Below are 12,424 nucleotides of genomic sequence, written 5' to 3' on the forward strand. Positions count from 1 at the left end.
CAGGTGCCCGAAGGTCTTCCTCTCAGCAATCGCCATCGCAGCTCTCGTCATCTATTGGCTATGAGTCCTGACCCTAGCGGACAAAACGGCCATTCGGTCAAACCATAGCGGGCAAATTGGGTCGAATTGAATCAAGGGCAATTATTTCATCGATTAATTAGATTTCCCAAAATCGATCCTTCCCGAACCATTGCTACTTAAGTCGAAAATTGCATTCAATCTACACCTGCACGCGGCAACAAAGCGTCGCCGCCAATCGAAATTTACTCGGCTGGTGACCAATTTGGGCCGGGATCATAGGTCGATATCTCAGCTGTTATTTCAAGCGTATCCGGCCCAAAGTCCGCTTCGAACACGGTGCCGTTTTCACCCACGAGAAAAGAATGGATACCCGTTTCTCCGTAGTCCGCAGGCACCGCAAGCAAGGCGTGACCTGCCACGAACCGATCGCCGACAAAATAGGAATAGGCACCACCCGGAGCATTTGGTCCCTGCCCCTGCAAAATTGCGAAGTAGTAACCGAGGAAAGGTTCGGGTTCGAAATCATCCGCACCGTCGCTCCACCCCGAGGCGGTGGCGCGGGCAAGGGCTTCACCGACAAAACTGTCTTCTTCTGGCCAGAAGAGGCCGTTTCGTGCGCCGGGATCCGAAATGATCGTTTGGGCAAATTCCATGACGCCATCGCCATTGTGGTCCACAAGACGAAACGCCGCCTGAAGATCAACATAGGCCTCAAGCGTTTCGATTACTTCCAATTCATTCAGTCCGATTTCACGGGCGGAAAGCTCCTCTACCCCGGCTTCTAAATCAAACTTCCAACCATTCTCAGCTTTCAGAATTGGGATCGGAAAGGGCCAACTATCTTCGCCAAGCAGAAGAAAAACCCCATCATCCTCGGGCTGAAAGCGGTATCCTTCAGCATACATGCCAAGCACTTCCTGCCTTCTTTGCTGATCTTCCACCGGATCACCCGTTCCGATTAGATCTTCTGCCTCTGGTCCGAAAATCTCGAGCAGCTTATTCTGGTCATCGGCCCTTAAAGCTTCGACAAAAGCGTCCAGCGCGGTTTGCGGAGTTTCGAACAGGGCACCGTCGGAAAACGCCGGTCCTGTAGCCACTGCGATCACTAAAATAGAAAAAACCGATTTACGCATGTTACCGCCTCCCCTTGCCTTTGGCAGCATGTCCCCGTTTGGACGCCTTGTGAGCTTTGCCGCCTGAAGATTTTTTCTTCATAGCCTTACCTTTGGACGCAGCGGGTTTTTGCTGAGCCGTGGCCTTTTTTACCTGAGGTTTCTTAGCTGCTTGCGGTTTCTTTTTGACAGGCTTCTTCGCCGCATCTGGCCGTTTCGTCCGATCGATGGCCTGCTGCTTGGCAGCAGCCTTGTCCCGATCAACGTTACCGCGATTCACCTGCGGCAAGGACTTGCCCCCACTACCTCGATTGGCCAGAGCACCGCTCGCGATAGCCCCCGCCCCTGCACCAGCTGCAACTGCTGCCGCGCCTCCCCTGCTAATGTCTGCAGCACCGGATTCACTGCTCAGTTTTGCGCGGAGTTCGTCCGTGCGACCCTCGGGGCGGTTGACAGGCAGGTCGCCGCGACCACCTTCCGGCCTTTTGTGATCAGCGATCTTGTCCCGGGCTTCCTTTTTTCGGTCAGGATCGGGTTTCCATCCGATATCAGTTCGGTCACCAAGATCTATATCGTTACCGATATTGACGTTGCCGTCGACGTCTATGTCGATGTCCGGGTTTCTGTATATCGGGCCACCGCCCCATCCGCCGCAATTCCGGCACCCCCAATAGTCATACCAATCGTCGTCATCGTCGAAAATCTCGTCGATCAGCGCCACGGTGCCAAATGTCAGCAAGGCCGCGCCCACTACGTCCCCGGTCGACGGGCCGGTATAGACAGTCTCGGGATTATATTGCGGGACGTACACTGTTTCGGGTTGTGTCGGAGTAATTACAACCGTTTCTTCATCAGATACCTCGACAGTTTGCTCGGGCCCGGAAACAAGAGCTCCGCTGTCAATTGCCTGATCCCGCATTACCTGCACCGCATCCAGTACATCGTCGGACTGGGCCAGCATGGCGGTGCCGACTGTCTCGGTCCAATCGATGTGGGTGGCCATTTGACCGACGACTTCGGGGAACGCCGTGGCCAATACACTTACAGACGGATCCCAGCCCATAGCTTCGATTTCCGGCTCGAGCTCTACGGGGTCGCGGTCGGCGTTATCCAACAAATATCGTTCTGCCTTAACAATCTCCAGTGGCTGAGTGGCCGCAACAAATATCTGTATGAGTAGAGTGTCGGGAAAAAGAGCCACCGGGGCGACCAAAGTTTGCAACTCAGCATCAGATAGAAGATCGGATGAAGTCTCAGACGTAACTTCCGTTGCAACAGTATCGGACGCCTCTTGTGCAAACAGGGCGTTAGATGCGCTTAAACTGAGAGCAAATATTATATATCTAAACATATTGCGATCCTTCAATTTATCGAAGGATCGCCTAAGACCGTGATTCTGGCAACTGGCCTGCCAAATGGAGGATCATTTAGTAAAACATGGTCATTGGTCAAGCTGGCTTGAGCGGTCAATTTACTTACAAGGCCAGCTTCTATGGCGCAGGGCGATTAACTCCCAACAAAACTGTTTTGCGCGACAAGCCTCAGGGATTAATGGGGGCGAAAACATACAGAGCTTTTAGTGCTTCGCTCGGCTCCACCCCCGGCAAAGCGAGACGAAATATCTCTTCCATTGTGCCCTGAGCATACATTTCTGACAGAATACTATCGACAACGAGTCGAAAGTTATCATCACCCCTCGCAATAGCCAATCCTTGCTTTTCTATCGTCAGTATTTCCTGGGATAGTTTGAATTTGCCCTTTAGCCCCGCAGCAATGTAGTTGACCAGCAAAATCGACTGATCTGCAAAATAGGCGTCAATTTCACCGTCTCGAAGTGCTTTGATACCGTCTGGGTGTGAAGCGAACCGCAACATTTCTGCGTCGATACCTGCAGCTTCAAATGAATTTAGAACGGACGCTTCTGTTGTTGTGCTGCTTCTCATTCCAACCTTCTTTCCCGCGAGTGCACCCATGGTGCCCTCAGCCTCGATTGGTAACAATATGGACGTGCCATCGACATAAGTTGGAATTGAGAAATCAACAATTTCGCGTCGGGAAAGTGTAATCGACGCTGCCCCGCAGAGCATATCCACCTCTCCGGAAGCTACTTTGTCGAAACGATCCTTAGAGTCGACCGGAATGAACTGAACATTCAAATCCTTCAATTCCAGTTTCTGCGCAATTACCTTCGCTACATGATCGCAAATCAACGGTGACAGACCAAACGGGCGACCTTGGTCGTTAATGTAAGACAACGGAGCAGCATCTGTTCGAAAACCAAATCGGATTTCGTTGTTTTTTGTTATCCTGTCGATTGTTTGGGCAACCGCGCCGGTTGTGAATAGAACCGTCACAATAAGTATAGAAAGCAAGCGCATGGTTTTTCCCTCTTTAGTGGCGTAACACCCTTGTGGAGGTGAAAAGCACCCTGTGTCGAGAGTAAAACACATTGTGTCGCCTAGGAGTCGGTTTGTTGATGAGAGGTGCTGGCATGGTGACGAATCGAAAGCATACCCTCGCAATATTGGCAGATGCCCGAATGCATCTGCTCCTTCTCAGGGCTTAACGCGAGAGAAAAGTCTTGTGGGCAGAGCTTATGCTCGAAGTTTCAAAGGACCCGCGTCAACTGCAAGTCGTTGCGACAACACAACACCGCACCAGTATATTTTCGTGGTGCAAACTGTTGACCTTCGCCGTGACGCTGTACGGTAGGGTTGATATTCAACGGTGAGGTTGAGCGAAGGGTAATGGGAATAGAACTACAACCGAGTTTGGCGGAACTTGGGGCGCGTAAAACCGTACCTTTTGCCTTTGTGTGTTTGCTGTTCTTCGCATCCTGTGCAACCACGAACCCAGAACTTTTGAAGTCCGAGTTGAACGCTCGACCCAGTGCACAGAATGCGTCGCCAAGCGACTACGCCGGGGAAGTTCAATTTAGCATCTCAAACAAGATTCCCGCTCGTGGGAAAAACCTACCTTACACATTTAACGCGGGCATCAGCAGTGCGACGTCAACGCGCCTAGGTTTCCGGGGGCTCTTAGATCTGCGAGAAATCCAAGTCCAAGCGCCCGCGCTTCTGTCGGGTACTCTGGAACAAAGTTGCTCTTTGAATGTTGACTTTGAACTCGACGACGCCCGCGCCAGCGGTGATCTCATTGAACTCGTTGGCTCAGTGGACGTCGAGCTTTATCGTTGTCGAAACGAAGAATCCGAGGGAACCAACGGGCGTGGAGTACGCTTTATCTCGACGACTGTTGGGATCGCCGCAGCGGCACGCGCCAATGTTCAAGATCAATGCGTTCACTTTGATCTTGCCGACGTCGTGCTTCAACCTACCGGGTTTGTCGGCGGGTTGGTTAACCTAATTGGCCTCACAGAGCGCGTCGAGGAGGTCGTTCTCACCAAGGCAAAGGAGTTCACCGAAGAGAATGTGATTTGTCCGGAGATGCCTTCGGAGCTTTCTTCGTTGAATCCGGTTTTCGACGCCGGCGGTACACGAGAAATTGGTGACGGTGGCATCGGTGTTGCGTTGAGCGGCTCAATCGACACTAGTGCGATGACGATGATGGAACTCCTGGCGGTTATGCAATCTCGCGGTATTGTTGGGGGTGCGGGATGATGGATCGGATCTTTCTTCTGATACTAGCTACTGCCGGGCTTTTCGGAACCGCGCTGCTGGCTGAAGAGGTTACCTTCGAAGCAAACGGGGACGTCAAGCTAGGAGATCTTGAGTTTCCCGTTGATCTGGCATTGAGACTAAAAGATGTGAACGCGACAAGGATCTCAATCGAAAGTGTCATAGACCTACGCCGGGCAAACGAAATACTTGTTGAGGAACTTAAACGAGCCGCGTTTGTAGATGTCTGCAACGCACTGATCGGCGTGACCGAAGCAACGGCCCGTGCCGACGATACAGTGATTTCGCTAAGTGGGAGGATCGAAGCAGAGCTTTTCCGATGCGAAAGCCGCAGCGACGGTGGATCTATACGCGGCGAGAACACTTTCGCTGGTGGTTTGACGGTGGGTGCTTCCGCTTCGGCCGAATTCAAAGATGACTGCCTTTTTTTCCGTTTGGATGACCTGAGACTTGCTCCGGATCAACTCACCGAGTCGTCCGATGCAAAGGGCAATGTCGAAAAGGTTCGGCAGGTATTCATCGAGACCGCGAACGCAATACTTCAAAGAAACCCGGTATGCCCAGAACTACCTCCCGAACTTGTCTCTCTCTCGCCAACTTACGACGCCGGTGGCACACGGGAGTTAGGGGAAGGTGGCGTCGGACTGTTCTTCCGAGGTTCAATCGAAACGAGTACTGAGGCAATTATTGACATCCTTCAGGTACTCCAGTCGAAGAAGGTGCTTCCACCTCCGCCCCGCTGAACCTAGCCAACGGCTTAGTGCGGTAGATAGAATCTAATTATTTCGAAGAACAAGATCGAGTCGTAGAAATATGCATTTAACGTAGCATCATTCGTGCAAAAGATGAGGTCGAAAATGACCCGTTTTGCATCTGTTCTTACCATTTTGCTTGCTTTTTGCGCCCATGCCGAGGACATCCCGAGCACTCAACGCGGCGACAGGCAGTATTCACTTTATCCACGGCAGAGCTTTCCCAATCAGGTCTTTTTTGGCGACACTCATTTGCATACGTCCTACTCTGCAGATGTCGGAATGATCGGCAATGTGCTAGGCCCTGATGAAGCGTACCGCTTTGCCAAGGACGAGGTGGTGATATCCAGCACCGGTGTCGAAGCTAGGCTGCGCTGACCATTGGACTTTTTGGTGGTTGCCGATCACGCTGAGAACTTGGGTCTCGTGCCGCTGTTGGCAGCGAAAGACGCCACACTTCTCATGACTGAGTTTGGGCAACAACTTAACGCTGCCGTTGAACCCACTGCGAACCCGATCCGTTTCGAAGAAGTCGTGGGCGGCATCGGTGGCGACGAGAAGGTTGCCCAATATGTATGGCAAACTTCGGCGTCGGGAATGGCGGCAGTTTGGGCAAGAGAAAACACACGCGAGGCCATTTGGGACGCTCTTGCTCGGAAAGAAGTCTACGCAACCAAAGGTCCGCGCATGCGCGTTCGCTTTTTTGCCGGATACGATTTTGAAGAAACGGACCTGCCGCGTGCTGATTTTGCCGCGTATGGATATGAAAGAGGCGTCCCGATGGAGCCAATCTAGACCGCATTCAAATCGTCAAAGAGTGGTTAAATAGCGACGGGACAACTTCGGAACGTGTTTACGATTTATCTTGCGGCGGGCGCGAACTAGTGAACGCGAAGTGTGACGGGCCCGTTGGCGACACCGTTGACGTTGAGAGTGCAACTTGGACAAACGATATTGGTCAGGCAATTCTATCCGAGTATTGGAGAGACCCCGATTACGATCCGGAACAAAGCTCTTTCTACTATGCCAGAGTGTTGGCAGTACCAACGCCACGTTGGACAACATACGATGCCAAAGTGCTCGGAACGGAGATCCCTGACGAAGCCCCACGGTCGATACAAGAGAGGCATACACATCGTCAATCTGGCAGGAACGATTATTATAAGGCTGAAACCAGAATTTACTTAGTCCGCTTTGGGCTCAAACTACCCCTTCAACGCTTCTGCATGAACAATTGGCTTTCGGTCACGTTTACCCAAACCCCTTCAGGCGATATCCGTGTGCCGTAGACCAGTTTCTCGACACCCCTAGCTTGGGCCGCCTCGAACGCCGCTGCATAGGTCGGGTCGATATCTGCGGCCAATGCAATTCGTTCACAATCAGTGCGCTGGACCAGATACAGCAGGATTGCGCGATGCCCCTGGTCCACCATAGCTGTCAGATCCCCTAGATGTTTGGTTCCGCGCGCTGTGACGCTGTCGGGGAATTCGGCCAGACCGGGTTCGCGAGACAGGGTCACGCATTTGACCTCGACATAAGCGTCCTGAAGGCCCGGCTGGGTCAGCAGGAAATCAACGCGGCTGTTCTCGCCGTATTTCACCTCGGGGCGCACGGTTTCATACATTGCCAGTTCGGGGATCTCCCGCGCGATCAATGCCGCGCGCAACGCCCGGTTCGGGACGGATGTATCCACGCCGGTGAAATGCCCGTTTTCGTGATCGACCAGCCGCCAGCCATATTTCAGCTTTTTCTTCGGGTCGTCATTGGGCTCCAACCATATTTTCTCGCCCGGTTCGGCCAGTCCCATCATCGAGCCGGGATTGGCGCAATGCGCTGTCACCTCGCGCCCGTCCTTAAGCCTGCAATCGGCTAGAAAGCGTTTATAGCGGCGGATCAGGTGGGCGGGGACAAGAGGGGTTTCAAATCGCATGCTTCAGGGCCTATACCTGCGGAAAGGGTCGATCAAGGGGGCGCAGGCCATGCAAAATCCAACCGCAGCCATGCTGGTGATCGGGGATGAAATCCTGTCGGGTCGCACCCGCGACGCAAACATGCATTATCTCGCGCAGGAGCTGACCAAGCAGGGGATCGACCTGAAAGAGGTCCGTGTGGTCAGCGATGACGCCGCTGCAATCGAAGCCGCCGTTCAGGCGTTGTCGGCAAAGTTTGATCATGTCTTCACCAGCGGCGGGATTGGACCGACCCATGATGATATCACCGCCGATTGCATCGCCCGTGCCTTTGGCGCACATATCGACATCCGCGACGATGCCCGCGCTTTGCTTGAAGCGCATTACGAGAAATCCGGGCTGGAACTGAACGCTGCCCGTTTGCGCATGGCGCGCATCCCTGATGGTGCCACGCTGATCGACAATCCGGTGTCGACTGCGCCAGGCTTTACCATCGGCAATGTTCATGTGATGGCTGGGGTGCCCTCGGTCTTTCAGGCGATGGTGGCGAGTGTATTGCCGGGTCTGACCGGCGGTGTTCCTCTGCTGTCCCAAACTTTGCGGGTGGATCGCGGCGAAGGCGATATCGCCGCCCCCCTTGCGGCACTCGCAGCGGATTTTCAGGATCTGTCCATCGGGTGTTATCCGTTTCAGATCAACGGTGTGTTTGGCGCCAATGTGGTCATTCGCGGAACCGAAGGTGCCCGGATCGACGCGGCCTCAACCCGGTTGGCGAAAGAGCTTGGTCTGTGAGCGTTACCTGGCCTGACGTCGTCGAGGGTACATGGCCATCTGCGCAGCGCCAAAAGCTGGGGCCGTTTCTGGTGCGTCAGGGTCTGGGCGGCGGATCGCGGGTAAGTGCGGCCAATGCGCTGGGGCCTGCCTCGGATGAGGATATTGCGGCGGCCGAGGTCGCGATGCAGGCACTGGGACAAAAGCGCATCTTTTGCCTGTGGCCAGGGGACGAGGCGCTGGATACGCAGCTTGAAGGCCGGGGCTATTCCGTGTTGGATCCGGTCAATATTTACACCTGCCCGGTTGAGCATCTGACTGATCTTCCGCTCCCCCGCGTAACGGTGTTCTCGATATGGGAGCCGCTGGCAATCATGCGTGAGATCTGGGCCGAGGGCGGGATTGGACCAGAGCGGCTGGCCGTGATGGAGCGAGCCCCGGGTCCAAAGACCGGCCTGCTGCTTCGCTATAGTGACCAACCTGCTGGTACTGGATTTGTTGCGATGCATGGGGACGTGGCCATGGTCCACGCACTTGAGATTTTGCCCGCTCATCGCCGTCAGGGCCTGGGCCAATGGGCGATGCGCGCGGCTGCGCTCTGGGCACAGGATCAGGGCGCCGGGACGCTCAGCGTGATTTGCACCAAGGCGAATGCGGGGGCCAATGGCCTTTATCGCGCGCTTGGGATGGAGCTTGCCGGAGAATACCATTACCGTCAGCTGGTTGAAGGAGAGAACCCAAAGTGACCGATCTTGCCCTGCCCACCGCGCTGAACCTTCCGATGGCTGATCCGCTGCCGCCCGAGACGCAGAAATACTTCGACATTTGCGTCGAAAAGCTGGGGTTTGTGCCCAATGTCCTGCGGGCCTATGCCTTTGACATCGACAAGCTGAACGCGTTCACCGCGATGTATAACGATCTGATGCTGGCCGATAGCGGGCTGTCCAAGCTCGAGCGTGAGATGATCGCGGTGGTCGTGTCGGCAATAAACAAGTGTTTCTATTGCCTTGTCGCACATGGTGCGGCTGTCAGGCAGTTGTCCGGTGATCCGCAGCTGGGTGAAATGTTGATCATGAACTACCGGGTTGCGCCTTTGGATCAGCGGCAGCGTGCCATGCTGGATTTTGCGGCTAAAATGACCACCGAAAGCACCAAGATCGAAGAGCCTGACCGGCAGGTCCTGCGCGATGCCGGGTTTAGCGACCGCGATATCTGGGACATTGCCAATGTGACCGGCTTTTTCAACATGTCGAACCGTGTTGCAAGCGCGACCGCGATGTCCCCCAACCCCGAGTATCACGCCCAATCAAGATGATCCGCCGCCTCGCCATATTCCTGTTGCTCATTGCGTCGCCCGTTGTCGGCCAAGAGCTGACGCTGCCTTCGGGCGCGCGTCTGGTCAGCGACCGCACAAGCCCGCTCGACAGCTATGACCTGCCCACCGGCCCCTACGTCGACGGAACAGTCCCAGCGCGCCGGGTCGAAGGGCGGGTCGAGCGCTATACCTGGCGGCTGCAGGCCGGGTCCAGCACCACTTTGCAGCTGCTCGCCCCGTTGCGGGAACAGATCAAAGCCCAGGGGTATGAGGTTATCTTTGACTGCGACGCCCGCAGTTGCGGTGGCTTCGATTTTCGCTTTGGAACCGAGGTTGTCCCGACGCCTGACATGTATGTGGCCATCCAGGACTATCGCTTTTTGTCCGCTGCCAAGGGCGACGAAGTCCTGAGCCTTTTGGTCAGCCGAAACCCGCCCGATGGCTATGTGCAGATGATCCGCGTGTCACCTGAGGGGGCCGAGGCCGCGCCTCCGCTGGTGATCGAAGAAGAGGTCGATCAGGCGCAGGGGCTGTTGGAAGAGCTTGCGCAAGAGGGCCACGTGATTCTGGGCGATCTGCATTTCCGCACGGGCGAAATAACCCTGGGTGAGGGGCCTTTCGGCTCTCTGAACAAGGTTGCGCAGTATTTGTCGGACAATCCCGGAACGCGGCTGGCTCTGGTCGGGCACACGGATGATACCGGCGCACTCGAGGCCAATATTTCGGTCAGCACGGGCCGGGCGCAAACCGTGCGCGCCCGGCTGATCGAGAAATACGGCGTGGCCGCCGATCGGGTCGAGGCGCGGGGGATCGGCTATCTGGCCCCGATCACCTCGAATGCAACGCCCGAAGGTCGCGAACTCAACCGCCGGGTCGAGGCGGTTCTGCTGATCAACTGATCCCTACATCACCCACCACAGGTACAGCGGCAGCCCGATCGTGATGTTGAACGGGAAGGACACACCCAGCGACAGGGTCAGATAAATCCCGGCCTCGGCCTTTGGCAGCGCGATCTTCATCGCCGCGGGCACAGCGATATACGAGGCGGATGCAGACAGGACCATGAACAGGAACAGGCTGCCTTCGGGCAGGCCGATCACCGCCCCGACCACCCAGGCCATCGCAGCGCCGATCAGGGGCATCAGCATTCCAAAGGCAAACAGACCCAGCGAGAGCTTGTCGCGGTTCTTGATCAGGCTGCGCCCTGCGGAAATGCCCATATCCAGAAGGAAAAGGCACAGGATGCCGGTGAAGGGTGTGACGATGAACGGCGCAATCATCTGCATCCCTTCGCCACCCGTAATAGCGCCAATTAGAAAGGCCCCGGTCAACAGGACAATCGACCCGTTTGCCAACAGATCGCGCCACAGCCCATTGTCATTGACGCCCTTGCTGCTGGTTTTATGCGCCAGCCAAAGGGCCGAAAGGATGGCGGGAACCTCCATCGCGGCGGCGACAGCAACCATGAAGCCGTCATGATCAAGACCCACCAAATCCAGCAGGCTGGTTGCGGTGACGAAGGTCACGATTGAGATTGACCCATAATGCCCGGCAACAGCCGCCGCATTCAACGCGTCCAGCCGTGTCATGACCCGGAGCAGGCCGAATGCCACAAAGGGGATGACAAAAGACAACGCCACACCGCCTAGCAAAGTCAGGAACAGAGCCATGTGGATGCCATGCTCGGCCAGGCTGCTGCCGCCTTTGAAGCCGATGGCCAGCAGCAGATACAGCGACATGAACTTGGCTGCCCCACCGGGGATCGACAGATCGCTGCGGGCAAGAGCCGCTAGCAGCCCGAGGACGAAGAAAAGGATGGTTGGGACCAGCAGGTTGCTGGAAAGGGTTTCGATAACGCTGGGCATTTTGGCTCCTGTCCCGATTTCACGGGCTAAGTGCCTTGCCTATTTTTGTTATCCCAATACTATCTTTCTAAATTTAGGATAGTTTGAAGCTATGAAATGCGCCCGACACTAAGACAGCTGGAATATATCGTTACGGTCAGCCGACTGGGTCGATTTGGGCTGGCGGCCGAGGTATTGAATGTCAGTCAGCCCAGCCTCTCGGCGCAAATTGCCTCTGTAGAACAAGAGCTTGGCCTGCGCATCTTTGATCGCAACCGGGGCGGCGTTCAGGTGACGGCCAAAGGCGAAGAGTTCATCGAACGCGCCCAGAAGATCCTTGCCGATGTCCGGGATCTGCGCCACGCGATGAGCAGCGAGACACCGGTCTCAGGACGGCTAAGGCTGGGCGTGTTGCCCTCAATCGGGCCCTACCTGCTGCCTCAGGTCATCAAAAAGGTCCATCAAGACCGCCCCGGTCTGCGCATTGTCGTGCGCGAGGAAAACACGCGTGATCTGGAACAAGGGCTGAAATCCGGTCGGTTCGATCTGATCCTGTCCACGCCCGAGGACCATCCGAACACAATCCAGCAGCGCCTGTTCAACGAATCCCTGTGGATCGGGGTCGCTGTGGATGATGTGCTGGCGGGTGATACCCAGGGTGTCACCGCCCAGGATTTGCGCGACCGGCTGATCCTGACCCTGGACCAAAGCCACCGTCTGTCCCGGATCGTCTATGCGCTTGCGGCGGAATGCGGCGGGGTGGTGTCGGATGAATACGAGGGCACCACGCTTGATTCCATCGTGCTGATGGCAGCCTCGGGGGTTGGGGTTGCGGTGTTGCCGGACCTGTATGCAAGACGTCAGGGGATTTACCGCGATGAAGTCCATTTGCGCCCGTTGACCATAACAAATGCCAACCGCGATATCGCGCTTCTTTCCCGCAGAAAAGAAGCTGATCTGCCCGGACAGAATATCCTGATCCAATCCTTGCGTACGGTCGCGCAGAGTATGGGGCTGGCCGTGTTAAGCGACTAAAAAAATGGCCCACACAACATGTGCGG

Annotated in this window: 12 protein-coding genes and 1 pseudogene; 8 read left to right on the plus strand and 5 right to left on the minus strand. The window is 55.6% G+C overall.

Translation table 11 applies throughout. The features are described 5' to 3' along the window. Positions 1–263 precede the first annotated feature (263 nt). The 3 genes from AC2FHW_RS17000 to AC2FHW_RS17010 all read right to left on the minus strand — a co-directional run bounded on the left by AC2FHW_RS17000 (position 264) and on the right by AC2FHW_RS17010 (position 3,511). Positions 264–1,154 carry a DUF2950 family protein gene (locus AC2FHW_RS17000; protein WP_271952052.1) on the minus strand — a complete coding sequence of 297 codons (891 nt, stop codon included), beginning with the start codon at positions 1,152–1,154 and terminating at the stop codon, positions 264–266. 1 nt (position 1,155) lies between these two features. Continuing rightward, on the minus strand, positions 1,156–2,484 hold the full coding sequence (locus AC2FHW_RS17005; protein ID WP_496729606.1) for a DUF3300 domain-containing protein: 1,329 nt from the start codon (positions 2,482–2,484) through the stop codon (positions 1,156–1,158). A 190-nt stretch (positions 2,485–2,674) separates the two neighbouring features. Beyond that, positions 2,675–3,511, minus strand: coding sequence for an amino acid ABC transporter substrate-binding protein (locus tag AC2FHW_RS17010; protein ID WP_271952054.1), 837 nt, complete (start codon positions 3,509–3,511; stop codon positions 2,675–2,677). Between the two features lie 369 nt (positions 3,512–3,880). Between AC2FHW_RS17010 and AC2FHW_RS17015 the strand changes: the two genes are divergently transcribed. From AC2FHW_RS17015 to AC2FHW_RS17025, 3 genes and pseudogenes are all read left to right on the plus strand, one after another. Further along, complete coding sequence (locus AC2FHW_RS17015) at positions 3,881–4,753, plus strand: hypothetical protein (protein WP_271952056.1); 873 nt, start codon at positions 3,881–3,883, stop codon at positions 4,751–4,753. Beyond that, complete coding sequence (locus AC2FHW_RS17020) at positions 4,750–5,514, plus strand: hypothetical protein (RefSeq protein WP_271952058.1); 765 nt, start codon at positions 4,750–4,752, stop codon at positions 5,512–5,514. Before AC2FHW_RS17015 ends, AC2FHW_RS17020 begins: the two co-directional genes overlap by 4 nt. A gap of 291 nt (positions 5,515–5,805) precedes the next feature. Beyond that, positions 5,806–6,812 (plus strand): annotated as a pseudogene (locus tag AC2FHW_RS17025) (DUF3604 domain-containing protein). On the opposite strand, the gene sfsA reads toward AC2FHW_RS17025, so the two are convergent. Further along, on the minus strand, positions 6,737–7,453 hold the full coding sequence (gene sfsA / locus AC2FHW_RS17030) for a DNA/RNA nuclease SfsA (RefSeq protein ID WP_271952060.1): 717 nt from the start codon (positions 7,451–7,453) through the stop codon (positions 6,737–6,739). The pseudogene AC2FHW_RS17025 and the gene sfsA sit on opposite strands and share 76 nt — an antisense overlap. A 49-nt stretch (positions 7,454–7,502) precedes the next feature. Here sfsA and AC2FHW_RS17035 point away from each other — a divergent pair, with 49 nt between their 5' ends. Genes AC2FHW_RS17035 through AC2FHW_RS17050 form a run of 4 tightly spaced genes read left to right on the plus strand, consistent with a single transcriptional unit; the run spans position 7,503 to position 10,418 of the window. After that, positions 7,503–8,225 (plus strand): competence/damage-inducible protein A, encoded by a 723-nt coding sequence (locus tag AC2FHW_RS17035; RefSeq protein WP_271952166.1) that lies wholly within the window; start codon positions 7,503–7,505, stop codon positions 8,223–8,225. Next, a complete protein-coding gene (locus tag AC2FHW_RS17040; RefSeq protein WP_271952061.1) occupies positions 8,222–8,950 on the plus strand; it encodes a GNAT family N-acetyltransferase in 729 nt (242 codons plus the stop codon). The genes AC2FHW_RS17035 and AC2FHW_RS17040 overlap by 4 nt, the downstream gene beginning before the upstream one ends. Next, positions 8,947–9,519 carry a peroxidase-related enzyme gene (locus AC2FHW_RS17045; protein ID WP_271952063.1) on the plus strand — a complete coding sequence of 191 codons (573 nt, stop codon included), beginning with the start codon at positions 8,947–8,949 and terminating at the stop codon, positions 9,517–9,519. Before AC2FHW_RS17040 ends, AC2FHW_RS17045 begins: the two co-directional genes overlap by 4 nt. Further along, positions 9,516–10,418 carry an OmpA family protein gene (locus tag AC2FHW_RS17050; RefSeq protein ID WP_142639969.1) on the plus strand — a complete coding sequence of 301 codons (903 nt, stop codon included), beginning with the start codon at positions 9,516–9,518 and terminating at the stop codon, positions 10,416–10,418. Before AC2FHW_RS17045 ends, AC2FHW_RS17050 begins: the two co-directional genes overlap by 4 nt. A 3-nt stretch (positions 10,419–10,421) precedes the next feature. Here the strand turns inward: AC2FHW_RS17050 and AC2FHW_RS17055 are convergent, their stop codons facing one another. Then, positions 10,422–11,384 (minus strand): sodium-dependent bicarbonate transport family permease, encoded by a 963-nt coding sequence (locus tag AC2FHW_RS17055; protein WP_496729602.1) that lies wholly within the window; start codon positions 11,382–11,384, stop codon positions 10,422–10,424. 96 nt (positions 11,385–11,480) lie between these two features. Between AC2FHW_RS17055 and AC2FHW_RS17060 the strand changes: the two genes are divergently transcribed. Continuing rightward, entirely contained in the window at positions 11,481–12,398 is a 918-nt protein-coding gene (locus tag AC2FHW_RS17060; protein ID WP_496822299.1) for a hydrogen peroxide-inducible genes activator, read from the plus strand. Positions 12,399–12,424 lie beyond the last annotated feature (26 nt).

The organism is Ruegeria sp. YTSA108 (assembly GCF_059610185.1).